Annotated in this window: 28 protein-coding genes, 1 tRNA gene and 1 riboswitch; of the genes, 18 read left to right on the top strand and 11 right to left on the bottom strand. The window is 70.1% G+C overall.

Translation table 11 applies throughout. The annotated features are described in order from the left end of the window. Positions 1 to 113 precede the first annotated feature (113 nt). Entirely contained in the window at positions 114 to 419 is a 306-nt protein-coding gene (locus tag ABZ934_RS21140) for a hypothetical protein (protein WP_361315340.1), read from the top strand. Positions 420 to 487: 68 nt separating this feature from the next. Here the strand turns inward: ABZ934_RS21140 and ABZ934_RS21135 are convergent, their stop codons facing one another. Both ABZ934_RS21135 and ABZ934_RS21130 read right to left on the bottom strand, forming a co-directional pair. Then, complete coding sequence (locus ABZ934_RS21135; protein ID WP_361315337.1) at positions 488 to 1,090, bottom strand: nicotinamidase; 603 nt, start codon at positions 1,088 to 1,090, stop codon at positions 488 to 490. Positions 1,091 to 1,253: 163 nt separating this feature from the next. Then, a complete protein-coding gene (locus ABZ934_RS21130; RefSeq protein WP_361315334.1) occupies positions 1,254 to 2,582 on the bottom strand; it encodes a nicotinate phosphoribosyltransferase in 1,329 nt (442 codons plus the stop codon). 80 nt (positions 2,583 to 2,662) lie between these two features. Here ABZ934_RS21130 and clpS point away from each other — a divergent pair, with 80 nt between their 5' ends. The 7 genes from clpS to ABZ934_RS21095 all read left to right on the top strand — a co-directional run bounded on the left by clpS (position 2,663) and on the right by ABZ934_RS21095 (position 7,421). Then, complete coding sequence (gene clpS / locus ABZ934_RS21125; RefSeq protein WP_361315331.1) at positions 2,663 to 2,977, top strand: ATP-dependent Clp protease adapter ClpS; 315 nt, start codon at positions 2,663 to 2,665, stop codon at positions 2,975 to 2,977. Next, positions 2,974 to 3,585 carry a DUF2017 domain-containing protein gene (locus tag ABZ934_RS21120; RefSeq protein ID WP_361315532.1) on the top strand — a complete coding sequence of 204 codons (612 nt, stop codon included), beginning with the start codon at positions 2,974 to 2,976 and terminating at the stop codon, positions 3,583 to 3,585. The genes clpS and ABZ934_RS21120 overlap by 4 nt, the downstream gene beginning before the upstream one ends. 325 nt (positions 3,586 to 3,910) lie before the next feature. Continuing rightward, complete coding sequence (locus ABZ934_RS21115; RefSeq protein WP_361315328.1) at positions 3,911 to 5,353, top strand: amino acid permease; 1,443 nt, start codon at positions 3,911 to 3,913, stop codon at positions 5,351 to 5,353. 123 nt (positions 5,354 to 5,476) lie between these two features. Then, on the top strand, positions 5,477 to 5,899 hold the full coding sequence (locus tag ABZ934_RS21110) for a M67 family metallopeptidase (RefSeq protein ID WP_361315325.1): 423 nt from the start codon (positions 5,477 to 5,479) through the stop codon (positions 5,897 to 5,899). A gap of 77 nt (positions 5,900 to 5,976) precedes the next feature. Next, positions 5,977 to 6,087 (top strand): putative leader peptide, encoded by a 111-nt coding sequence (locus tag ABZ934_RS21105; protein WP_329195557.1) that lies wholly within the window; start codon positions 5,977 to 5,979, stop codon positions 6,085 to 6,087. A 105-nt stretch (positions 6,088 to 6,192) separates the two neighbouring features. Beyond that, complete coding sequence (locus ABZ934_RS21100) at positions 6,193 to 6,471, top strand: MoaD/ThiS family protein (RefSeq protein ID WP_361315529.1); 279 nt, start codon at positions 6,193 to 6,195, stop codon at positions 6,469 to 6,471. Beyond that, complete coding sequence (locus tag ABZ934_RS21095; protein ID WP_361315322.1) at positions 6,471 to 7,421, top strand: cysteine synthase; 951 nt, start codon at positions 6,471 to 6,473, stop codon at positions 7,419 to 7,421. The genes ABZ934_RS21100 and ABZ934_RS21095 overlap by 1 nt, the downstream gene beginning before the upstream one ends. A 108-nt stretch (positions 7,422 to 7,529) precedes the next feature. On the opposite strand, the gene ABZ934_RS21090 is transcribed toward ABZ934_RS21095, so the two are convergent. Continuing rightward, positions 7,530 to 7,886 carry a DUF488 family protein gene (locus tag ABZ934_RS21090; protein WP_361315320.1) on the bottom strand — a complete coding sequence of 119 codons (357 nt, stop codon included), beginning with the start codon at positions 7,884 to 7,886 and terminating at the stop codon, positions 7,530 to 7,532. A 7-nt stretch (positions 7,887 to 7,893) separates the two neighbouring features. Next, a complete protein-coding gene (locus tag ABZ934_RS21085) occupies positions 7,894 to 8,301 on the bottom strand; it encodes a hypothetical protein (protein ID WP_361315317.1) in 408 nt (135 codons plus the stop codon). 195 nt (positions 8,302 to 8,496) lie between these two features. Here ABZ934_RS21085 and ABZ934_RS21080 point away from each other — a divergent pair, with 195 nt between their 5' ends. Then, positions 8,497 to 9,249 carry an MBL fold metallo-hydrolase gene (locus ABZ934_RS21080; protein ID WP_361315314.1) on the top strand — a complete coding sequence of 251 codons (753 nt, stop codon included), beginning with the start codon at positions 8,497 to 8,499 and terminating at the stop codon, positions 9,247 to 9,249. A 110-nt stretch (positions 9,250 to 9,359) separates the two neighbouring features. Here ABZ934_RS21080 and ABZ934_RS21075 read toward each other — a convergent pair whose 3' ends face one another. Further along, complete coding sequence (locus tag ABZ934_RS21075; RefSeq protein WP_361315312.1) at positions 9,360 to 10,616, bottom strand: PTS transporter subunit EIIC; 1,257 nt, start codon at positions 10,614 to 10,616, stop codon at positions 9,360 to 9,362. 274 nt (positions 10,617 to 10,890) lie between these two features. Next, a complete protein-coding gene (locus ABZ934_RS21070) occupies positions 10,891 to 12,192 on the bottom strand; it encodes a PTS transporter subunit EIIC (protein WP_361315310.1) in 1,302 nt (433 codons plus the stop codon). A gap of 254 nt (positions 12,193 to 12,446) precedes the next feature. On the opposite strand from ABZ934_RS21070, the gene ABZ934_RS21065 reads away from it, so the two are divergent. The 4 genes from ABZ934_RS21065 to rdgB all read left to right on the top strand — a co-directional run bounded on the left by ABZ934_RS21065 (position 12,447) and on the right by rdgB (position 14,740). After that, complete coding sequence (locus ABZ934_RS21065) at positions 12,447 to 12,680, top strand: PTS glucose/sucrose transporter subunit IIB (RefSeq protein ID WP_361315307.1); 234 nt, start codon at positions 12,447 to 12,449, stop codon at positions 12,678 to 12,680. A 119-nt stretch (positions 12,681 to 12,799) separates the two neighbouring features. After that, on the top strand, positions 12,800 to 13,537 hold the full coding sequence (gene rph, locus ABZ934_RS21060; RefSeq protein WP_361315305.1) for a ribonuclease PH: 738 nt from the start codon (positions 12,800 to 12,802) through the stop codon (positions 13,535 to 13,537). Between the two features lie 149 nt (positions 13,538 to 13,686). Then, positions 13,687 to 14,079 (top strand): hypothetical protein, encoded by a 393-nt coding sequence (locus tag ABZ934_RS21055; protein WP_361315302.1) that lies wholly within the window; start codon positions 13,687 to 13,689, stop codon positions 14,077 to 14,079. Positions 14,080 to 14,137: 58 nt separating this feature from the next. After that, the gene (gene rdgB, locus ABZ934_RS21050; protein ID WP_361315299.1) at positions 14,138 to 14,740 is read left to right on the top strand and encodes an RdgB/HAM1 family non-canonical purine NTP pyrophosphatase; all 603 of its coding nucleotides are present in this window, start codon (positions 14,138 to 14,140) and stop codon (positions 14,738 to 14,740) included. Positions 14,741 to 14,799: 59 nt separating this feature from the next. Here the strand turns inward: rdgB and ABZ934_RS21045 are convergent. The 4 genes from ABZ934_RS21045 to bcp all read right to left on the bottom strand — a co-directional run bounded on the left by ABZ934_RS21045 (position 14,800) and on the right by bcp (position 16,676). After that, positions 14,800 to 14,882, bottom strand: a tRNA-Leu gene (locus ABZ934_RS21045). 52 nt (positions 14,883 to 14,934) lie between these two features. Continuing rightward, the gene (locus tag ABZ934_RS21040; RefSeq protein WP_361315527.1) at positions 14,935 to 15,324 is read right to left on the bottom strand and encodes an HNH endonuclease; all 390 of its coding nucleotides are present in this window, start codon (positions 15,322 to 15,324) and stop codon (positions 14,935 to 14,937) included. A gap of 89 nt (positions 15,325 to 15,413) precedes the next feature. Further along, the gene (locus ABZ934_RS21035) at positions 15,414 to 16,061 is read right to left on the bottom strand and encodes an HNH endonuclease signature motif containing protein (RefSeq protein WP_361315297.1); all 648 of its coding nucleotides are present in this window, start codon (positions 16,059 to 16,061) and stop codon (positions 15,414 to 15,416) included. Positions 16,062 to 16,208: 147 nt separating this feature from the next. Then, the gene (bcp, locus tag ABZ934_RS21030) at positions 16,209 to 16,676 is read right to left on the bottom strand and encodes a thioredoxin-dependent thiol peroxidase (protein ID WP_361315294.1); all 468 of its coding nucleotides are present in this window, start codon (positions 16,674 to 16,676) and stop codon (positions 16,209 to 16,211) included. 136 nt (positions 16,677 to 16,812) lie between these two features. Here bcp and ABZ934_RS21025 point away from each other — a divergent pair, with 136 nt between their 5' ends. The 3 genes from ABZ934_RS21025 (at position 16,813) to ABZ934_RS21015 (ending at position 18,019) form a co-directional block, all read left to right on the top strand. After that, positions 16,813 to 17,133 (top strand): DUF3618 domain-containing protein, encoded by a 321-nt coding sequence (locus ABZ934_RS21025; protein WP_361315524.1) that lies wholly within the window; start codon positions 16,813 to 16,815, stop codon positions 17,131 to 17,133. A gap of 65 nt (positions 17,134 to 17,198) precedes the next feature. After that, positions 17,199 to 17,543, top strand: a complete 345-nt coding sequence (locus tag ABZ934_RS21020; protein WP_361315292.1) for a co-chaperone GroES — start codon at positions 17,199 to 17,201, stop codon at positions 17,541 to 17,543. A gap of 43 nt (positions 17,544 to 17,586) precedes the next feature. Beyond that, positions 17,587 to 17,665: riboswitch (guanidine-III (ykkC-III) riboswitch) on the top strand. Between the two features lie 33 nt (positions 17,666 to 17,698). Further along, on the top strand, positions 17,699 to 18,019 hold the full coding sequence (locus ABZ934_RS21015; RefSeq protein ID WP_361315290.1) for a multidrug efflux SMR transporter: 321 nt from the start codon (positions 17,699 to 17,701) through the stop codon (positions 18,017 to 18,019). Positions 18,020 to 18,030: 11 nt separating this feature from the next. On the opposite strand, the gene ABZ934_RS21010 is transcribed toward ABZ934_RS21015, so the two are convergent. After that, positions 18,031 to 20,307 (bottom strand): transglycosylase domain-containing protein, encoded by a 2,277-nt coding sequence (locus tag ABZ934_RS21010; protein ID WP_361315521.1) that lies wholly within the window; start codon positions 20,305 to 20,307, stop codon positions 18,031 to 18,033. A gap of 502 nt (positions 20,308 to 20,809) precedes the next feature. Here ABZ934_RS21010 and ABZ934_RS21005 point away from each other — a divergent pair. Further along, positions 20,810 to 21,625 (top strand): ABC-2 family transporter protein, encoded by an 816-nt coding sequence (locus ABZ934_RS21005; protein WP_361315518.1) that lies wholly within the window; start codon positions 20,810 to 20,812, stop codon positions 21,623 to 21,625. 103 nt (positions 21,626 to 21,728) lie between these two features. Beyond that, entirely contained in the window at positions 21,729 to 22,493 is a 765-nt protein-coding gene (locus ABZ934_RS21000; protein ID WP_361315516.1) for an ABC transporter permease, read from the top strand. Positions 22,494 to 22,495: the final 2 nt, after the last annotated feature.

Genomic DNA, 22,495 nt, shown 5'->3' with positions numbered 1-22,495 from the left:
TCCGGCAAAACCGCAGGTCAAAGCATGATCGGCCGTCGCCCTCTAGCGGGCGGCGGCCGATCGCGTTTAGATGCGGGTCGGAAGTTGTCTTATTGACGGGGGAGCTGAAGATCATGCCCGGTGGAGGATTCGTCAGACTGCCAGGCGGCAGCGTGGTGGTCGCGCTGATGCTGCCGAGGCCGTCCGGCGAGGGCGGGAACGTCCGGGTGCTGGTCCACGCCGCGAACCGGGCCCGCGCCCTGACCAGGCTGCGGAACCTCGGCATGCGAGCCGTCTACCTCCGCGGCAACGCCCACCCGCCGACCCCCGATGAGGTCACCGCCGTCCTCCACCACCCGGACGGCCTCCTGTGGCGCTGCACCCCCGACCGCGCCCAGGAACTGTGGCACCCGATCCGCGCCCTGCTGCGGGGCGCCTGAGCCCGGCCACGGCCCCGCGGCGGCCCTCGTCGGCCCCGGGGTGCCCCTGGGGTGGCCGTGCGGCCCGGCTACGCGCCTCCGAGCACCGGGGCGCCCGTGAGGTGCACGCCGGCCGCCTTGAGCTCCTCCAGGGCGCGCGCCGTGGTGTGCGGGGCCACGCCGGCCGTGAGGTCGAGCAGGACGTGCGTGCGGAACCCCTCGCGCGCCGCGTCCAGGGCGGTGGCCCGTACGCAGTGGTCGGTGGCGATGCCCACCACGTCGACCTCGGTCACGTTGCGCTCCCGCAGCCATTCGGCGAGGCCCGAGCCGTTCTCGTCCCGGCCCTCGAACCCGCTGTAGGCGGCCTCGTACGCGCCCTTGTCGAAGACGGCGGCGACGGCGCCCGAGGCGACGGCGGGGGCGAAGTTCGGGTGGAACCCGACGCCCTCGGTCCCGGCGACGCAGTGCACCGGCCAGGACGTCTCGTAGTCGGGCTCGGCCGGTGGGCGCGCGAAGTGCGCACCGGGGTCGATGTGGTGGTCACGGGTGGCGACGACGTGTCGGTAGCCCGCCGTGGCCTGCCCGATCAGCTCGGTGACGGCGGCGGCGACGTCCGCCCCGCCGGGGACCGCGAGGCTGCCGCCTTCGCAGAAGTCGTTCTGTACGTCGACGACGATCAGTGCGCGGTGCATGTCGCGTGCCCTTCGCTGTGATGTGTGGTGGGTCGGGACCCCCGCGGGGCTCTTCCCCACCGTGCCGGTGCCCTGCCCGCGGACCCCCGCGCCTCAAACGCCGCCGAGGTCGCGGTCGCCCCGCGCGTGCCGGCGGGACGGGCCCGCGGGCACTCCGTCGGGGCTATACGTATTCCGTGGGGATCACGGCCTCGCCGCGCGAGAGCTGCGTCGCGGACAGCGGCAGGCCGGCGCGCGCCGCGAGGTGGCGGTCGCGGGCCGCCTCCAGGGGCTCGCGGGCCACGACCTCGCCGCCCTTGACCAGCTGGACCAGGAGCTGCCGGTCCGCGAGGACGGTCGGCACGGGGCCCACGCCCACGACCTCGGCCTCCGCCACGCCCTCGGCGTCCGGTCGGCGGGCCGCCCACTTGCGGCCCCCCAGCGAGGTCTTGCCGCCCGAGGACTTCTTCGCCACCGGCAGCAGCGGCGCCTTCGGGTCCGCCGACGCGGCCCGCGCCACCAGCTTGTAGACCATCGAGCACGTCGGGTGCCCGCTGCCGGTCACGAGCTGGGTGCCGACCCCGTACGCGTCCACGGGCGCCGCCGCCAGGGAGGCGATCGCGTACTCGTCGAGGTCGGAGGTGACCACGATCCGCGTGGCCGTCGCGCCCAGCTCGTCCAACTGCTGACGCACCCGGTGCGCGACCAGCAGCAGGTCCCCGGAGTCGATGCGCACGGCACCCAGCCCCGTCCCGGCGACCTCCACGGCCGTGCGCACCGCCTCGGCGACGTCGTAGGTGTCCACCAGCAGGGTGGTGCCGCTGCCCAGCGAGGCCACCTGCGCGGTGAAGGCGTCGCGCTCGCTGTCGTGCACCAGGGTGAAGGCGTGCGCGCTCGTGCCGACCGTGGGGATGCCGTAGCGGAACCCGGCCGCCAGGTCCGAGGTGGAGGTGAAGCCGCCGACGTACGCGGCGCGGGAGGCGGCCACGGCCGCCAGCTCGTGCGTGCGCCGGGCGCCCATCTCGATCAGCGGCCGGCCGCCGGCCGCCGAAGCCATCCGGGAGGCGGCCGCGGCGATCGCCGAGTCGTGGTTGAGGATCGACAGGACGACGGTCTCCAGCAGCACGCACTCGGCGAAGCTGCCCTCGACGCGCAGGACGGGCGAGCCGGGGAAGTAGACCTCGCCCTCCGGGTAACCCCAGATGTCGCCCGAGAAGCGGTACGTGGACAGCCAGTCCAGGGTCCGCGCGTCGATGACGGCCCGCTCCCGCAGGAACTCCAGGACCGCGCCGTCGAAGCGGAAGTTCTCGACCGCGTCCAGCACCCGCCCGGTGCCCGCCACCACGCCGTAACGCCGGCCCTCGGGCAGCCGTCGGGTGAAGACCTCGAAGACCGAGCGCCGGTCGGCGGTGCCGTTGGCCAGCGCGGCCTGGAGCATCGTGAGCTCGTAATGGTCCGTGAAGAGCGCTGTCGACGGCACGTCCACCGGCAGGCCCAGGTCCGCAGGGTTCATGTCCCGGATGCTAGCGCACATCTCGTCAAAGTGACGAGATGTAGGGCCGGTTTGTGCGACGGGCCCGTCACAGTGGCAGCATGGGACGAGTGAGTGTTGCTCCCATTGAGATCGAACGCACCGAATCGGCCGAAGAGACCTCCGCGGTCCCCGAACCCGACGTCCCGTGGGTGACCCTGGTGCACAACGACCCGGTCAACCTCATGAGCTACGTGACGTACGTGTTCCAGGCGTACTTCGGCTACTCCAAGGACAAGGCGAACCGGCTGATGCTCGACGTCCACCACAAGGGCCGGGCGGTCGTGTCCAGCGGCAGCCGCGAGGAGATGGAACGGGACGTGCAGGCCATGCACGGCTACGGGCTCTGGGCGACGCTGTCGCAGGACCGCGGCTGATGGGCACCTTCGAGTCCCGCGAGGGCGGCGGCGCGGCGATCGCGCTCGACGACATCGAGATCTCCATCCTGCGCTCCCTGGCCGTGCAGCTGCTGGAGCTCATCGGCCCGGGCGAGCCGGAACCCGCGGCGGACGCCGACCCGCTCGCCGTGCTCTTCGCCTCCGACGGCCCGACCGAACCCCCGTCCGACCCGGCGCTCGCCCGCCTCTTCCCCGAGGCGTACGGGGCCGGCCCCGACGCCCGGGAGGGCATGCCGGGCGCGGAGGAGCGGGAGCTGCGGGCCCGCTCGGCCGAGTTCCGCCGCTTCACCGAGAACGACCTGCGCACCCGTAAGCGCGAGGACGCCCTGGCGGTCGTCCACAGCCTGAACGGGCTCACCCCGGACGGCGACGGGGCGGCCGTCCTGGAGCTCACCGGGGAGCTGCCGCTGCGCTGGCTCGGCGCGCTCAACGACCTGCGCCTCACCATCGCGGCGCGGCTGGAGATCACCGAGGACGACGAGAGCGCGGCGCTGTTCCGGCTGCCCGACGACGATCCGCGCAAGCCGATGGTCATGGCGTACCTGTGGCTCGGCGGTCTCCAGGAGAGCCTCATCGAGACCCTCTGAGCCGGCCGCCCGGCGGCCCTCGCGGACTGTTCGCTCAGCGAACGCTCAAATCCGGATAACGATCAGATCACCGCGATGCGGTGATCTGATCAGCTTTGAGCCGGATGTCCCGGTTTATCTGTGCCGTGGGCCACATTCCGGCCTCTCGATCACCCGTAAGCACGTGATAAATCTTCACGACTGCCGCCGGGACGCCACCCATGTCCCCCGGCTCGCTTGAACCGGCTGATCGCCGGCGTGCAACTCCATCCGTATCCGGGGGGATCGAGGACCCGATCCGCAGCCATCGAAGGCGCGGGTCGGCGTGGAGAAAGGCGCACCAGACATGACCTCTGTGCAGGTCGAGCAGCACGACAAGAAGCCCGGCGAGGCCGCCGGGCCCGAGGGTGGCGGCGAGGGGTACCACCGCGCACTCGGAGCCCGCCAGATCCAGATGATCGCGATCGGCGGCGCCATCGGCACCGGCCTGTTCCTCGGCGCGGGCAAGGCCATCTCCAAGGCCGGCCCCAGCCTGATCCTGGCCTACGCCATCGCGGGCCTGGTCATCTTCTTCATCATGCGGGCCCTGGGCGAGCTGCTCATGTACCGCCCGGTCTCCGGCTCCTTCTCGGACTACGCCCGCGAGTTCCTGGGTCCCTTCTGGGGCTACGTGACCGGCTGGACGTACTGGCTGTTCTGGGTGGTCACCGGCATCACCGAGGTCACCGCCGCCGCGCAGTACATGTCGTACTGGACCCACGACAGCTTCCCGCAGTGGGCGTACGCGCTGATCTTCACCGTCGTCCTCTACGCCGCCAACCTGATCTCCGTGAAGCTCTTCGGCGAGCTGGAGTTCTGGTTCTCCATGGTCAAGGTCACCGCCATCGTCGGCATGATCCTGATCTGCGCCGGCATCCTCACCATCGGCTTCTCCGACGCCGCCGACACCGCGACCGTCACCAACCTGTGGAACGACGGCGGCTTCTTCCCCAAGGGCATCGGCGGCACGCTGATGACCCTCCAGATCGTCATGTTCGCCTTCCTCGCGGTCGAGCTGGTCGGCGTCACCGCCGGCGAGTCCAAGGACCCCGAGAAGACCCTCCCCAAGGCCATCAACACCGTGCCGTGGCGGATCGCCGTCTTCTACGTCGGCGCGCTGATCATGATCCTGTCGGTCGTCCCCTGGCACGAATTCCAGCCGGGCGTCAGCCCCTTCGTCGCCGCCTTCGAGAAGATGGGCCTCGGCGTCGGCGCCGCCATCGTCAACTTCGTGGTGCTCACCGCCGCCCTGTCCTCCTGCAACTCCGGCATGTACTCCACCGGCCGCATGCTGCGCGACCTCGCGCTCAACGGCCAGGGCCCCAAGGTCTTCACCAAGCTGACCAGGAGCGGCACCCCGCTCGTCGGCACGACCTTCTCCGCCGCGCTGATGCTCGTCGGCGTCTGGATCAACTACGTCGCCCCGGGCAAGGCGTTCGACTACGTCGTCTCCTTCGCCACCATCTCCGGCATGTGGGCCTGGATCATGATCCTGGTCTGCCAGATCCGCTACCGGGCCGCCTCCGACCGCGGAGACGTGCCGAAGTCCGCGTTCCGGGCGCCCGGAGCCCCGTACACCAGCTGGTTCGCGCTCCTGTTCATCGGCATGGTCATCGTGATGATGGGCATCGACAAGGACGCCCGCGTCTCGCTGTACTGCGCCCCCCTGTGGGGCGTCATCCTGGGCGTCTCCTACCTGGTCATGAAGAACCGCAACCCCCGCGGCGCGGCCTTTACCAAGGCCCTGTAGCACCCCGCGGACCGCGGGTCCCGGCCGTCCGCCGCAGCCGGGAAACGCGCCGTCCGTCCAGCATGCGGGCCCTCCCGTACCACTCCTCGGTACGGGAGGGCCCGTCTGTTTATCCTGTCGCTCATGCTGACCCTCACCCAGGCCCTGTACGACCAGATCGTGGAACACGCCCGCAAGGACCATCCCGACGAGGCGTGCGGCGTCGTCGCCGGACCGGCCGGCAGCGACCGCCCCGAGCGCTTCGTCCCGATGCTGAACGCGGCCCGCTCGCCCACGTTCTACGAGTTCGACTCCAAGGACCTGCTCGCGCTCTACCGCGAGCTCGACGACCGGGACGAGGAACCCGTGATCGTCTACCACTCGCACACCGCGACCGAGGCGTACCCCTCGCGCACCGACGTGACCTACGCGAACGAGCCCGGAGCGCACTACGTACTCGTCTCCACCGCCGACCACGACGGCCTAGGCGAGTTCCAGTTCCGCTCCTACCGCATCGTCGACGGAGTGATCACCGAGGAAGAAGTGCAGGTCGTCGAGGGTTACTGACCAGTATGTGAGCGGCAGCGGTCCACGATGCGGGATCACACTCCAAACGGGGTGCCGGGAATCGTTAACATGACCGCATGGTTTCCCACGACGTGAGCAACGAGACGCCCGGCAGGCCGCTGCTGCTGGTGGCGCGGCTGCACGTCGACCTGTGCCGCCTCGCAAGCGCCATCTGTCCCGCTGCCTGAGCACTGCCCGAGCACCACGGCCCCGCCCCGCGGGGGCACCACGCGCGCGCTCGACCCCTGCACGCCCCTTCACGCTTTGACGATTTGACGACACTGGAGCCCGCCATGGCCATCGAGGTCCGCATCCCCACCATCCTCCGCACCTACACCGACGGCGAGAAGGCCGTCACCGGCGAAGGCAGCACCCTGGCCGGCCTGTTCGCGGACCTGGAAACCCGGCACAAGGGCATCGAGGAGCGCATTGTCGACGGCGGCCAGCTGCGCCGCTTCGTCAACGTCTACCTCAACGACGAGGACGTCCGCTTCCTGGACGGCATCTCCACCGCGCTCAAGGACGGCGACAGCGTCACCATCCTCCCGGCCGTGGCCGGCGGATCGAAGTAATGCGCTACGACTCCCCCCTCGCGGCGGTCGGCAACACGCCGCTCGTCAGGCTGCCCCGCCTCTCGCCCTCCGACGACGTACGGATCTGGGCGAAGCTGGAGGACCGCAACCCCACCGGCTCGATCAAGGACCGCCCCGCGCTCCACATGGTCGAGCAGGCGGAGAAGGACGGCCGCCTGTTCCCCGGCTGCACCATCCTGGAGCCCACCTCCGGCAACACGGGCATCTCGCTCGCGATGGCCGCGAAGCTCAAGGGCTACCGGATCGTGTGCGTCATGCCGGAGAACACCAGTCAGGAGCGCCGCGACCTCCTGACGATGTGGGGAGCCGAGATCATCCCGTCCCCGGCGGCGGGCGGCTCGAACACCGCCGTCCGAATGGCCAAGGAACTCGCGGCCGAACACCCCGACTGGGTCATGCTCTACCAGTACGGCAACCCCGACAACGCGGGCGCGCACTACGCCACGACCGGCCCCGAGATCCTGCGCGACCTGCCGTCCGTCACCCACTTCGTGGCCGGCCTGGGCACCACGGGCACGCTGATGGGCGTCGGCCGCTACCTGCGCGAACACGTACCCGGCGTCAAGATCGTCGCGGCCGAACCGCGCTACGACGACCTCGTCTACGGCCTGCGCAACCTGGACGAGGGCTTCGTCCCGGAGCTGTACGACGCCTCGGTGCTCACCACCCGCTTCTCGGTGGGCTCGGCGGACGCGGTCACCCGTACCCGGGAACTGCTGCGCGAGGAGGGCATCTTCGCGGGCGTCTCCACGGGCGCGGCCCTGCACGCGGCGATCGGCGTCGGCCGCAAGGCGGTGGCGGCGGGCGAAGCGGCCGACATCGTGTTCGTCGTGGCCGACGGCGGTTGGAAGTACCTCTCGACGGGCGTCTACACGGCGGCGACGACGGAAGAGGCCATCGAGGTCCTCCAGGGCCAACTCTGGGCGTGAGCCCAGCCGGGGGAGGGTCCGGGCGGAGTCCGGTTTCGGGAAGGGGCGGGGCGGGGGAGAGGCCCCGCGCAGCGGCATCCCGCCCCGGCCCGCCGGTCCCGCCCCGGCTCACCGGGACAAGACGTCCGCCAGCACCGCCGCGTGGCTGCCCTCCGGGTCCTTGACCGCCGTCAGCAGCGTCACCGGTCCCGACGCGGCCAACCCCCGCAGTCGCCCCAACTCCGCCACCGCCTCCGGCGCCGCCAGCTCCGCCTCGTACCGCGCCCGGAACTCGTGCGCCGTCCCCCCACCCCCGTGGAACCACCGCCGCAGTTCCGCCGACGGGGCCACCGCCTTCGGCCACTCGTCCACCGCCGCCCGCTCCTTCGCCAGCCCGCGCGGCCAGAGCCGGTCCACGAGGACCCGTACGCCGTCGCCGTCCGCCCCCGGCTCCGGGGGATCGTAGACCCGCCGCACCCTGATCACCGCTCGCTCACCCGAAACCTCCGCCCAGCCCTCTGACCTCGTCCCACACGGTCGGGTCCAGCATCCCCAGCCGCCTGTCGAACTCGGCCGACGACACCTCCGCGGGCCGGTCCGCCTCCAGATAGCCGGTCCGCCCCGGCCGCCCCCCGACCCCCGGCGGCAACGGGATCACCCCCGCGCGCCGGTCGTCGTACTTCCCCGTGACCCACGCGACCCGGGCCCGCCCCCGTGTCCCCACCGCCAGCACCAGACACGACCGCCCGTCCACCAGGCACCACAGCTCACCCGGCCGCACCCGCGTCGGCGCCCCCGGCCGGCGCGGCCGCACCGCACCCCGCCCCGCCGGGCGGGGCAGCAGCACCAGCACCACGACGGCGACCACCGCCACCGCGGCGGGCCACCAGGACGTGTCCATAACCCGACGTTAGCCGCGGCCCCCGCCCCCGGCACGGCAACGCCCGTACCCCCTGTCGCTCCCCCGGGTGACAGCACAGGTGATTCCCCCCACAACGGCCCGCCGCGGAGGAGCGACCGGAGGTTTCGCGCCTTACGCTCGACGCACGCTCGGCCCGCATTCCGTCCACGGACCGTCCACGGAGGTTCACGCTCCATGAAGCTCACCGTCGTCGGCTGCTCGGGGTCGTTCCCGTCCGCGGAATCGGCATGTTCGAGCTACCTCGTCGAGGCCGACGGCTTCCGGCTGCTCCTCGACATGGGCAACGGCGCCCTCGGCGCCCTCCAGCGCCACATCGGTCTCTACGACCTCGACGCGATCTTCCTGAGCCATCTGCACGCCGACCACTGCATCGACATGTGCGCGTACTTCGTGGCCCGCTACTACCGGCACGAGGGCGGCCGCTGCGGCACCATCCCCGTCTACGGCCCCGAGGGCACCGAGCTGCGGCTGACGACGGCCTACGACGACGTCCCGGACGCACGCTCGATGAGCGAGGTCTTCGACTTCCGCACCCTCAAGTCCGGTGCCTTCGAGATCGGCCCGTTCCAGGTCCGCACCGAGCGGATGTGCCACCCCGTCGAGTCGTACGCCATCCGCGTCGAGCACGGCGGTCGCTCGCTCGCCTACTCCGGGGACACCGGCCTCTGCCCGGAGCTGGCCACGCTGGCCGAGGGCGTCGACCTGTTCCTGTGCGAGGCGTCGTTCACGCACGGCAAGGAGGACATCCCGGACCTCCACCTCAACGGCCGGGAGGCGGGCCGGTACGCGGCCGACGGCGGAGCGGGCAGGCTGGTCCTGACCCACGTACCGCCATGGACGGACGCCGCCCGCAACCTCGCCGACGCCCGCGCCGTCTACGACGGCCGGGTCGACCTGGCCCGACCGGGCGCGGTCTACGAGATCTGACGGCCCGGCCGCCCAACGGCCCGCCGCCGACGGCCGGACGGGCACGCGAACGAGCCCCCGCCCTCCCTTCCGGGAGAGCGGGGGCTCCTTCGTGCGCGAGGGCGCCCGGCCTACTTGGCCTCGGCCTTCTCCAGCTCGGCGATTTCCTCGTCGGACTCGCGGCCCGGGGTGGGGAGGTTGAACTTCGTGATCGCGAACCGGAAGATCACGTAGTAGACGACCGCGAAGCACAGGCCGACCACGGCCAGCCCGAACGGGTTGGTGGCCTTGCCCAGGTTCAGCAGGTAGTCGATGGCGCCGGCGGAGAAGCCGAAGCCGTCCTTCATGCCGAGCGACCAGGTCAGCGCCATCGAGACACCGGTGAGTACCGCGTGGACCGCGTACAGCACCGGGGCGATGAACATGAACGTGAACTCGATCGGCTCGGTGACGCCCGTGACGAACGAGGTCAGCGCGAGGGAGACCATCATGCCGCCGACGACCTTGCGGCGCTCGGGGCGGGCGCAGTGGACGATCGCGAGGCAGGCTGCCGGGAGGGCGAACATCATGATCGGGAAGAAGCCGGTCATGAACTGGCCGGCGCTCGGGTCGCCGGCGAGGAAGCGGGCGATGTCGCCGCTGTTGCCCTTGTAGTCGCCGGCCTGGAACCACGGGAAGGAGTTCAGCAGGTGGTGCATGCCGACCGGGATCAGCGCGCGGTTGAAGACGCCGAAGATGCCCGCGCCGACGGCACCGGAACCGACCAGCCACTCACCGAAGGTGTGCAGACCCGTACCGAGGACGGGCCAGATCACGCCGAAGAGGATGCCGATCAGCAGACCCGCGAAGGCGGAGAGGATCGGGACGAGACGGCGACCGCCGAAGAAGCCCGCCCACTCGGGCAGCTTGGTCCGGTAGAACTTCTGGTAGAGCAGGGCCACGACGATGCCCATGACGACACCGCCGAGCACCTTGGCGTCGACCGGGGCGTCCACGAGCGCGACCTTGTGGTCGACGACCGTCTCGACCTTCGGCAGGTTCGGGTCGGTGAAGGTCGCGAGGACCTTCGCGAAGACGAGGTAGCCGGTGACCGCCGCCAGAGCGGTCGAACCGTCGGACTTCTTGGCGTAGCCGATCGCGATGCCGACGGCGAACAGCAGCGCCATGTTCGTCAGGATCGCGCCGCCGCCGGCGGACATGTACCCGGCGATCTTGGTGAGGAAGCCCGGCAGCGACGGATCGCCGAGCATGTCCTTGTCGCCGAGGCGGACGAGCAGTGCGGCGGCCGGCAGCACGGCGACGGGGAGCATGAGGCTCCGGCCGATGCGCTGCATGACGGCCATCACGCCCGCGCCCTTCTTCTTTTCCGCAGCGGTGGCTGTGGACATGAGCTTCCTCCAGAAGGCAAGGCGCCGCCAGGGGTGGAACCAAGGGGGACGGCGGCGTCTCGAAAAGGGGGCACACGCCGCCCCGGGGAAGCGGTCGTGGTCTACACCAATGCGTGGTGTAGACCAGTTGTAACACGGTCGGGGTTAGATAAGGAACCTTCAATTTTTTGTTGTACGACGCACCCTCCCCGCGAGCAGCGCGAAGCCCCCGGATCCGAGGATCCGAGGGCCTTCCCCGCCGAAGCGGAAGGGAGCGGAGCCGAGGTCGGCGGCCTCAGGCTTTGGTGTTCTCCGCCTGCATCACCGCGATCTCCTCGTCCGACTCCCGCCCCGGCGTCGAGATGTCGAAAGCCGTGATCGCGAAACGGAACACCGCGTAGTAGACCACCGCGAAGCCCAGGCCGATCGGGATGATCAGCCACGGCTTCGTCGCCAACCCCCAGTTGATGACGTAGTCGATCAGACCCGCCGAGAAACTGAACCCGTCGTGGACCCCGAACGCCCACGTCACCGCCATCGACGCACCCGTCAACACCGCGTGGACCGCGTACAACGCCGGCGCGACGAACAGGAACGAATACTCCAGCGGCTCCGTGATCCCGGTGACGAACGACGTCAGCGCCACCGACAGCATCAGGCCCCCCACCTCCTTGCGGCGCTGCGGCTTCGCGGTGTGCGTGATCGCCAGCGCCGCCGCCGGCAGCGCGAACATCATGATCGGGAAGAAACCCGACAGGAACTGACCGGCGTGCGGGTCACCCGCCAGGAACATGTTGATGTCACCGTGCACGACCTGCCCGTCCGGCTTCGTGAAACTCCCGAACTGGAACCACACCGGCACGTTCAGGAACTGGTGCAGACCGATCACCAACAGCGCGCGGTTCGCGACACCGAAGATGCCCGCACCCCACGACCCCAGCCCCACCAGCCAGTCCGAGAACCTCTCCAACGCGTCACCGACGGGCGGCCAGATCCACAGGCACAGCACGGCGAACGCGATCGCCACGAACGACATGATGATCGGCACCAGTCGGCGCCCGTTGAAGAAACCGAGCCAGTCCACCAGCTTCACCCGGTGGAAACGCTGCCAGAACCAGGCCGCCAGCAGCCCCATGATGATGCCGCCGAACACCCCCGGGTTCTGGTACGTGTACCCGGCGAACGTGTCCGCCGACGTCAGACAGCCACCCCCGATGTCCCTGGTATCCGGCGGACAGGGCTTGTGGAAGGCGTGCATCACACCCCGGTAGACGAGGAACCCCGCCACCGCCGCCAACGCGGTCGAACCGTCCGCCTTCTTGGCCATCCCGATCGCGACGCCCACACAGAACAGCAGCGGCAGGCCCAGGTCCGGGTCCAGCAGCGCGCCACCCGCCCCCGCCATCACCTTGGCGACGTCCGTCCAGTTCAACCCGTCCTTGCCGAACACATCGGGCTGACCGAGCCGGTTCAGGATGCCCGCCGCCGGCAGGACCGCGATCGGCAACTGGAGACTGCGCCCCATTTTCTGCAGGCCCTGGAACAAGCCGTTCCACCACTTGGGCCGCGGCCTGGCTGCGGCGCTGCTCGCGCTCATCGGCGTCCTCCCTGACCGGCCCGTTTCGGCAGGCGCGTCACATACGGCACACTGGTGTAGACCACTTCTCGCACGGTCGCACGCACCGACCCACAGGGCGGGTGGATGCTGATCGTTATCATTCGGCAGGTGCCGGACACGCGCTCGCATAGATGGGCCAACCGTGAGCTACCGTGACAAAGCGGAACCCCCGGTGGGCAGACCACGCATCCGGCCGCCGAGACTCGTTCTTCGTCATACGCAGGGAGACACACATGGCCACCAAGGCTGAGAAGATCGTCGCCGGGCTCGGCGGTATCGAAAACATCGAAGAGATCGAGGGCTGCATCACCCGCCTGCGCACCGAGGTCACCAACCCCGACCTGGTCGACGAAGCAGCCCTCAAGGCCGCCGGCGCCCACGGCGTCGTCAAGATGGGCACCGCGATCCAGGTCGTCATCGGCACCGACGCCGACCCCATCGCCGCCGACATCGAAGACATGATGTGAGCTGAGCCCACCCGCTCACCCGCCCGCTCACTCGCGCGCTCTCACGGCAGCACCACAGACCCCGTACCGGAACCCGGACGGGGTCTTCCCGTACCCCCACACCGACTAGGCTCGACACCATGTCTCGCATCGACGGCCGCACGCCCGAACAGCTCCGCCCGGTCACCATCGAACGCGGATGGAGCAAGCACGCCGAGGGCTCCGTCCTCATCTCCTTCGGAGACACCAAGGTCTTCTGCACCGCCTCCTTCAGCGAAGGCGTCCCCCGCTGGCGCAAGGGCAGCGGCGAAGGCTGGGTCACCTCCGAATACTCGATGCTGCCCCGCTCCACCAACACCCGCGGCGACCGCGAATCCGTCCGCGGCAAGATCGGCGGCCGCACCCACGAGATCTCCCGCCTCATCGGCCGCTCCCTGCGCGCCGTCATCGACTACAAGGCCCTCGGCGAGAACACCATCGTCCTGGACTGCGACGTCCTCCAGGCCGACGGCGGCACCCGCACCGCCGCCATCACCGGCGCCTACGTCGCCCTCGCCGACGCCGTCGCATGGGGACAACGCAAGAAGCTGATCAAGGCCGGCCGCAAGCCCCTCACCGGCACCGTCGCCGCCGTCAGCGTCGGCATCGTCGACGGCGAACCCCTCCTCGACCTCTGCTACGAGGAAGACGTCCGCGCCGAGACCGACATGAACGTCGTCTGCACCGGCGACGGCCGCTTCGTCGAAGTCCAGGGCACCGCCGAAGGCGAACCCTTCGACCGCAAGGAACTCAACGCCCTCCTCGACCTCGCCGCCGGCGGCTGCGCCGACCTCCAGGCCCTCCAGCTCAACGCCCTGGACCTCGCCGCACCCCAGTAGGCCCCGCCCAGGGCAACCGCCGCGGCAACCGCCGGGGCCGGCCCGGCGTCTACGCCGTTACGGGCGCACGGTGTCAAAGCCGTGCGCCCGTCCACGTACCCGGGTCCTGACACCCGAGCCCACGCACCGAGCCCTTGGGGGGACCCCGAATGAAGCCCTACCGCAACCACCGCGTCGCGGCCGTCGCCCTGGCAGCCGCCCTGGCCGTCCCGGCACTCTCCTCCTGCGACACGCTCTCCACCGCCATGGACTGCGCCAACACCGCCGTCGCCATAACCAACGGGGCCAACGACCTCCGGCAAGCCGTCTCCCAGGCCGGCAACAGCCCCCAGGACGCCCAGAACGCCCTCAACCAGATCGACACGAGCCTCGAGAAGATCGGCGACCAGACCGACAACGCCGACCTCACCAAGGCCATCGACTCCATGAAGACGGCCGTCACCAACGTCCGCACCTCGATCGACAACGGCAACACCACCCCGGACATCACCCCCGTCGCCAACGCGGCGAAGGAAATCTCCAAGGTCTGCACCCCCGGCTGACACCCACCGGCCCGCACCGACGCACGACCGGCCGGCACCCTGCCCGATACTGGTCGCCATGACCCGCCTGATCCTCGCCACCCGCAACGCGGGCAAAGTCACCGAACTCCGCGCCATCCTGTCCGACGCCGGCCTGCCGCACGAACTGGTCGGCGCGGACGCGTACCCCGAGATCCCGGACGTCAAGGAAACCGGCGTCACCTTCGCCGAGAACGCCCTCCTCAAGGCCCACGCCCTGGCCCGCGCCACCGGCCTGCCCGCCATCGCCGACGACTCCGGCCTCTGCGTCGACGTCCTGAACGGCGCCCCCGGCATCTTCTCCGCCCGCTGGGCCGGCGCCCACGGCGACGACAAGGCCAACCTGGACCTCCTGCTGGCCCAGCTCTCCGACATCGACGACCCCCACCGCGGCGCCCACTTCGCCTGCGCCGCCGCCCTCGCCCTCCCGGACGGCACCGAACGCGTCGTCGAAGGCCGTCTCCGCGGCACCCTGCGCCACACCCCGTCCGGCACCGGCGGCTTCGGCTACGACCCGATCCTCCAGCCGGTCGGCGAAACCCGCACCTGCGCGGAACTCACCCCGGCGGAAAAGAACGCCATCTCCCACCGCGGCCAAGCCTTCCGCGCCCTGGTCCCGTTCATCCGCGCCCTGACGGCCTGACCGGCCCGGACGCGCCGAAGGCCCGGCTCTGAGAGCCGGGCCTTCGATTCTTAGGTCAGTGCGGCCGATGGGATTCGAACCCACATGAGCTTTCGCTCAGAGGCACCTAAAACCTCCGCTTATACCATTCAGCAACGACCGCTCGCCTGCCAATCCTAGCGGGAGACTGCCGTTGTGTGGTCCGGGTTCGGGATCTAACGGCTGCGCTTTCCTCCTCGGCACCATGTTCCGGTGGTCCTATGGCAGTTGGGGCAGAGCAGCCGCAGGTTCTCGCGTCGGTCGTCGCTCCAGTCGCCGTTGATGTGATCGACCTCCAGCGTCATGGGAAGCCCGCGCCACTGTGGGGGTGCGCCGCAGCGTGCACACCGGTGAGGGATCCCGACTTCGCGGAGGGCCCGGCTCAGGAGCCGTGTTGCGGTCCGCCTTTTGCCGCCGTGCTTGACCAGGATGTCATCAGCCGCTTTGCGAGGAGTGGTCCCAGGCTTGCCACGCCGGTGCGACTGCCCCAAAAAGTGCGACGTGTCGTGCCCTTCGTCGGCGATCCAGCGCCGCAGGTGTACGCGCTGGCCGCCGTTGTCGGCCATCCCCAGACGTCGGAGGGTTTCGGCGATACTGGCCGACTCGGCTATCGCTCGCCCGAGTTCGTCACGAGATGGACGATCGAGGCGCCCGCTCATCGACGTGCCTTGCCGCGTCCTCGGTACGTGTCCGTGGTGGAGTGACAATTGGGGCAGAGTAGCCGTAGGTTTTCCGCGCGATTGTCGCGCCAATCGCCGTTGATGTGGTCGACCTCAAGCGGGAGTGGTTCTCCGAGCCAGATGGGCGCGGTGCCGCAGTCTGCACAGCGGTCCTCGACACCCAGATCCAGCATCGCGCGCCGGAGCATCGCGCTCGGGGTGCGCCTCGCATGCGGTGCGCGTTCCTCGCGGAGGATCTCGTCCGCCGAGCGTCGCCGATGGTTCTCCCGCATTCGGTCGGTTCGGGTGGGGCCGCTGAAGTGGGAGGTGTCGATGCCCAGCGCGCGCACCCGTCGGCTGATGTGGGCGTGCTGTCCTCCCACGGCCTCGATGCCCAACCGGCGCAACACCTCGTACATGTTGCCGGAAGCCTTTACGGCTTCCTCCAGTATGGTCCGCGTCCAGCGGTTCCCGTCCCGCTCGAAGTGGGACGTGTCCACCCCCATCCGGCCCAAGCGCTTGCGGATGTACTCACGCGAGCCGCTCTGCGGGTCCACCCCCAGTTTCAGCAGCGCCTCCGTCAGGGTCCGCGCCCCCCTCGCCGCTTCCACCAGGCGTTCTCTCGTGTACGGGCTGATCGGCATCTTCGCCCCCTCCGGTTCCGGCCGCGTGTGCGGCTCCCGTACGGGGTAACGGGTCGACAGTCGGACGGTTACGGGTGGTTTCGTCCGATAAGCGGAGCGGCCCGCACCGGTTGGGTGCGGGCCGCCTGGCGGGGGACGGGCGCGGGGTCAGATGCCGAGGTCCTTGATGATCTTGGCCACGTGGCCGGTCGCCTTGACGTTGTAGAGGGCGCGTTCGACCTTGCCCTCCTCGTCCACGATCACCGTCGAGCGGATGACGCCGGTGACCGTCTTGCCGTACAGCTTCTTCTCACCGAAGGCGCCGTAGGCCGTCAGGACCTCCTTGGAGGGGTCGCCGACCAGGGTCACCTTCAAGTGCTCCTGCTCGCGGAACTTCGCGAGCTTCTCCGGCTTGTCCGGCGACACGCCGATCACGTCGTAACCCGCCTGGGCCAACACGGACAGGTTGTCCGTGAAGTCGCATGCCTGCTTGGTGCAGCCCGGCGTCAGGGCGGCCGGGTAGAAGTACACGATCACCTTGCGGCCCTTGTGGGCGGCGAGCGAGATCTCGTTGCCGTCCGCGTCGGGCAGGGTGAAGGCGGGGGCGATGTCGCCCGGCTCAAGTCGCTCGCTCATGTCAGCAGTCTCCTCGGGAGGGGATCGGTACGGTCCGAGACTAAGCTGACAGACTGTCCATGGTGGTCCGCGTCCCGAGGGCCGACCACGACCGACCAGGATGATCACGACCGACCACGACGACGGAGGCAGCGCGGTGCCGGAAGCCAGGACCCCCGCACAGATCGAGGCGGACATCGTCCGCCGCCGTGAGCAGCTCGCCGAGACGCTCGACGAGATCGGTGTGCGCATGCACCCGAAGACGATCGTCGGGGATGCGAAGGCCAAGGTCGCCTCGAAGGTCGACCAGACCGCCGGGCGGGCCGTCGTGGCCGTGAACCGGCTGGTCACCGATCTGAAGAGCGGGCTGCGTCATGAGGACGGGACGCCGCGCGTCGAGCGGCTCGTGCCGGTCGCGTTGGTCGCGGCGGGGTTGGTGGGGGTGCTCGTGCTTGCGGCGCGCCGCAAGCGCGGATGACGTCGGTGGCCGATGTCGGTGACCCTGCGGGGTGCCGGCCGGGTGTGGGCGGGTAGGTTCGGGTCGTGAGCGAGAACACCACCACCCACGACAAGCTGCCCATCCGGATGCTGCACGACCGTGTGCTCGTACGGTCCGACGTGCCGGAGGGGGAGCGCCGCTCGGGCGGCGGCATCCTGATCCCGGCGACGGCCGCCGTCGGCAAGCGGTTGGCCTGGGCCGAGGTGGTCGCGGTCGGCCAGAACGTGCGGAGCGTCGAGCCGGGGGACCGGGTGCTGTACGACCCGGAGGACCGGGCCGAGGTCGAGGTACGCGGGGCGACGTACGTGCTGATGCGCGAGCGGGACCTGCACGCGGTGGCCGCGGAGCGGCTGGAGGGGTCGAAGGATTCGACCGGGTTGTATCTCTGATTCGTTGCGGAAGGGGCCGGTGACCTCGGTCACCGGCCCTTTTGCATGCCCTTTGCTACGGTGGTGGGGAACCCCCGACGAGACGCGCCGTACCGGGTAGCTGGACGCAAAGACGACGCACCCCCGTTTCCGTTCTCGTCCCGGAGGTGCCTGTCATGGCCTGGGTTCTGCTTCTCGTCGCCGGTCTGCTCGAAGTGGGCTGGTCGATCGGTATGAAGTTCACCGAAGGCTTCACCCGGTTGTGGCCCAGTCTGTTCACGGGCGCCGGCATCGTCGCGAGCATGGTGTTGCTGTCGTACGCGGCGAAGACGTTGCCCATCGGTACGGCGTACGGCGTGTGGGTGGGTATCGGCGCGGCCGGTGCGGCGGTGCTGGGTATGGCGGTGTTGGGGGAGCCGGTGACGGCCGCCCGGATCTTCTTCATCTGTTTGCTGCTGGTCGCGGTGGTGGGGTTGAAGGCCACGTCCGGTCACTGATCCGGCCGGGGTCATTCGAGGTAGCGCGACGGCGGGCGGGGGCGGCCGCCGTCGGGGCCGCCGAGGGCGCCGGCGGTGATGCCCGCGGGTGTTCCCCCCGTGGTGGTGCCGGTGGTGCTTCCGGTGGTCCCGGTGGTCCCGGTGGTGGTTCCCGTGGTGGTGCCGTTGTCGGTGCCCGCGTCGCTCTGGTCACCGGTGGTTTGGCCGCCGTCGGTCTGGCCGCCCGCGTTTCGTCCCCCCGTGGTGTCGCCGCCGTTGGTCTGTCCGTCCTGGTTCTGGCCGCCGGTCGGTGCGTTGGGGCGGTGCGGGCGGCCCGGTCGGCTGGGCGGGACGGGTGGGAGCGGGGTGGTGCCCGGGGGTTGGTCCGGGTTGTTCGGGGTGAAGGGCGGTGGCGAGGGGGCGGCGCCCGGCTGGAGTTCGAGGTCGAAGTCGAGGGGGTCGCTGCCGGCCAGTGCGGCCTTCGTGTACTGGGCCCAGATCCGGGCGGGGTATCCACCGCCGCCGAGGCGGTCCTCGCCGAGGGCCCCGTACAGGGATTCCAGGGTGCCGGTGCCGGGGTCCTGGCCCATCACGGAGATCACCGTGACCAGGTCGGGGGTGTACGCGGCGAACCAGGCGGAGCGGTCGAGTTCCGCGGTACCGGTCTTGCCGGCGGCGGGGCGGCCGGCTGCCAGGGCGGCGGTGCCGGTGCCGTTGTCGACGACGCTGACCAGCATGGAGGTGGTGGTGTCGGCGGCCTCGCGGCTGACGGCCTGGCGTGGGGCGCGGTCGGGCAGTGGGAGGCTCTCGTCGCCCTTGGTGACGTTCTGGACGAGGGTGTAGGGGGTGTAGCGGCCGTGGTCGGCGAGGGTCGCGTACGCCTGGGTCATGTCGAGCACGCTTGCCTGGAGGGTGCCGAGTGCCATGGCGGGGCCGGGGTCGAAGTTGGGGGTGTTCTCGGGGATGCCGAGTGCGACGGCGGTCTTCTTGACCTTGTCGGTGCCGACGTCGACGACCATCTGGGCGAAGACGGTGTTGACGGAGAGGTCGGTGGCGGTGTTGACGGTGATGTCCCCGTACGACTGCTGTCCTTCGTTCTCGGGGGCGTAGGGGATGCGGGTTCCGACGACGCGGCGCTTGTTGTCGCCGTTGTAGAGGGTGTTGGGGGTGATGCGGCGGCCGTCCTGGGTGCGGGAGTCGTTGTCGACGGCGGACGCGAAGACGAACGGTTTGAAGGTGGAGGCCACTTGGTAGTCGTGCCGGGTGGCGTTGTTGACGTACTGCTTGGTGTAGTCGAGGCCGCCGTACATCGCGACGACCTTGCCGGTGGTGGGGTCGATGGAGACGCCGCCGGCCCGGACGACGCGGTCGGCCTTGTGGGCCTGCGGGTCGAGTTTGTCGATCAGTTGTTTGTCGGTGGCGGCGACGAGGGCGTTCTGCCGGCGTTTGTCGATGGTGGTGGTGATGCGGTAGCCGCCTTCGGAGAGGGTCTTGTCGTCGACGATCTTGCGGTCGACGATGTACTCCTTGATGGCTTCGACGAGGTAGCCGCGTTGCCCGGAGAGGCCGGCGGCGGGGCGGATCTTGCCGGGTTCGGGGAAGCGGGCGGCCGCGCGTTCGGCGGCGGTCATCCAGTTCTTCTTGACCATGCCGTCGAGGACGTAGTTCCAGCGGGCGAGCGCGCGGTCGCGGCTCTGGGGGTGGGCGACGACGTCGAAGGTGCTGGGGGAGTTGAGGAGGGTGGCGAGGTAGGCGCCCTCGGTGGTGGTGAGGGCGCCGACGTCCTTTGCGTAGTAGGCGAGGGCGGCGGCCTGGATGCCGTAGGCGTTGCGGCCGAAGTAGCTCGTGTTGAGGTACCCCTCCAGGATGTAGTCCTTCGACTTCTCCCGGCCGAGTTTGATCGAGATGAAGAACTCCTTGGCCTTGCGTTCGACCGTCTGTTCTTGGCCGAGGTAGTAGTTCTTGACGTACTGCTGGGTGATGGTCGAGCCCGATTGGGTGCCCTTGCCGGCGAGCGTGTTCCACGCGGCGCGCAGCATCGCCTTCGGGTCCACCGCACGTTCGGAGTAGAAGTCCCGGTCTTCCGCGGCCAGTACGGTCTCCTGGACGGTTCGGGGGATTTGGGAGAGGGCCACGTTGACTCGGTTGACCTCGCCGTCGCGGGCGAGCTGGGTGCCGTCGGCGTAGAGGTAGAGGTTGGACTGAGCGGTGGCGGTGGCGTTGGCGGGCGGGATGTCGACCAGGAGGTAGCCGGCGATGAGGCCGCCGGCGATCAGGAGGGCGATGAGGAGCAGGCCACCGAGGAGCATGCGCCAGCTGGGGAAGGCCCTGCGCCAACCGGTGCGCTTCCGGTCGCGTGTGGTGGGTTCCCCCGCCTGTGCCTGCGCCTGCGCCTGTGCCCCTGCCTGTGCCTGCTCTCGTGCCGGTGTCTGGTCCTGCGCAGGCGGGTGGGCGCGCGAGTCCGGTCGGGGGGTGTCGGGATCGCGAGGCGTCCAGCCCGGGGGTGGTGACTGGTCGTTCATCTCCGGGCTCCTCGACGGTGTGCGACATATCCGCATCTGCACCAATGGTGTCTACCTGATAGCGGTTGTGTAGGACTCGGACGGGCGTAAATCCGTCGCGTGGCTCGCCCCTCCGCACTAAGCTCGCGCGCTTTGGCCGACGTAGGAACGACCTGGGAAGGGGAGGGATACGGTGCGCCGACAAGTGGGCCCGCGAGCGGCGGCGGGTGAGGACCGGGACGCGGGCGAGGTCGGGGGCACGGGCGGGGGCGCGGAGTGGGACGACCGTCGGAGGGCGGCCGGCCGGGAGGTGACGCACCGCGTACGGCTCTACGCGGCCGTCGCAGCCGGCGGCTTCCGGCGCTACGCCACCTACGGGACGGCGACGGCGGCCGGGGTGTTCACCAACACCGTGTTCGGCTTCGTCCTCGCCTACACCTTCATCGCGCTGTGGGACGAGCGGCCCCACCTCGGCGGCTACGACCAGGGGCAGGCATTGGCCTTCATCTGGGTCAGCCAGTCGCTGCTCGCGGCCGGCGCGCTGCTGGGCGGCGGGTTCCAGGAGGAGCTCCACGAGCGCATCCGTACGGGGGACATCGCCGTCGACCTGTACCGTCCGGCCGACCTCCAGCTGTGGTGGCTCGCGGCCGACCTGGGGCGGGCGGGCTTCCAACTGTTGGGGCGCGGGCTGGTGCCGGTGCTGGCCGGGGTGCTCGCCTTCCCGGTGGCGTTGCCCGTGGACCCGGTGCGCTGGCTGCTGTTCCTGCCGGCCGTGGTGCTCGGCCTGGTGGTGGGTTTCGCGGTGCGTTTCCTGGTGGGGCTGGCGGCGTTCTGGCTGATGGACGGCGCCGGGATCAACATGGTGGCCGGCCTGGTGTCGGTCTTCTTCTCCGGGATGCTGCTGCCGTTGACCGTCTTCCCCGGCGGCTTCGGCGAGGTGGTCCGCCTGCTGCCGTGGGCGGCGATGCTCCAGGTGCCGCTGGACGTCCTGTTGGGCAAGGGCGCGGGGGCCGGCGGTGCGGTACGGGCGTTCGTGTTCCAGGCCGGGTGGGCGCTGGTGCTGCTGGGGGCCGGTCGGTTGATGCAGTCGGCCGCGACGCGGAAGGTGGTGGTCCAGGGTGGCTGAGGTGACGTGGGGGCGGGAGCGGCCGCCGGTCGTGGTGGGGGAGCGGGAGCCGGGGCGCGGGCGTGTGCTGGATGGGTTGCGCGGTTATCGGTTGATCGTCGCCATGTGGGTCCGCTCGACCATGACGTACCGGGCGTCCTTCCTGCTGGCCGTCTTCGGGAACGCGGCGATCACGATCCTGGACTTCGCCGCGATCTTCATCATGTTCACGCATGTGGACGCCCTGGGCGGGTTCTCCCTGCCGGAGATCGGCCTGCTGTACGGGTCCTCCTCGACCTCGCTGGGCCTGGCCAACCTGCTGCTCGGCACCACCGACCGGATCGGTACGCGCATCCGCGACGGCTCGCTCGACACGATGTTGGTGCGTCCGGTGCCGGTGCTCGCGCAGGTCGCGGCGGACCGGTTCGCGTTGCGCCGGTGCGGGCGGATCGGGCAGGGGCTCGGGGTGCTGGTGTGGGCGGTCGTGGTGCTCGACGTGGACTGGACGGTCGGGAAGGCGCTGTGGGTGCCGGTGATGGTGCTGGGGGGTGCGGTGATCTTCGGGGCGGTGATGGTGGCCGGGGCGGCCTTCCAGTTCGCGGCCGGTGACGCGGCGGAGGTGGTCAACTCCTTCACGTACGGGGGCTGCACGATGCTGGAGTACCCGCCCACGGTGTTCGCGAAGGAGCTGTTGCGCGGGGTGACCTTCGTCGTCCCGCTGGCATTCGTCAACTGGTTGCCCGCCCTGCACGTGTTGGGGCGGCCGGATCCGCTGGGGTTGCCGGGCTGGGTCGCGTACCTGAGTCCGCTCGTGGCCTTGGCGGTGTGCGTCCCGGCGTCGCTGGCGTGGCGCGCGGGACTTCGTTCGTACCGGAGCACGGGGAGCTGAGG

The organism is Streptomyces sp. NPDC046557, assembly GCF_040645975.1.
Taxonomy (GTDB): Bacteria; Actinomycetota; Actinomycetes; order Streptomycetales; family Streptomycetaceae; genus Streptomyces.
Note: the sequence above shows the minus strand (reverse complement) of the source record. Positions and strands in the feature narration are given on the sequence as shown.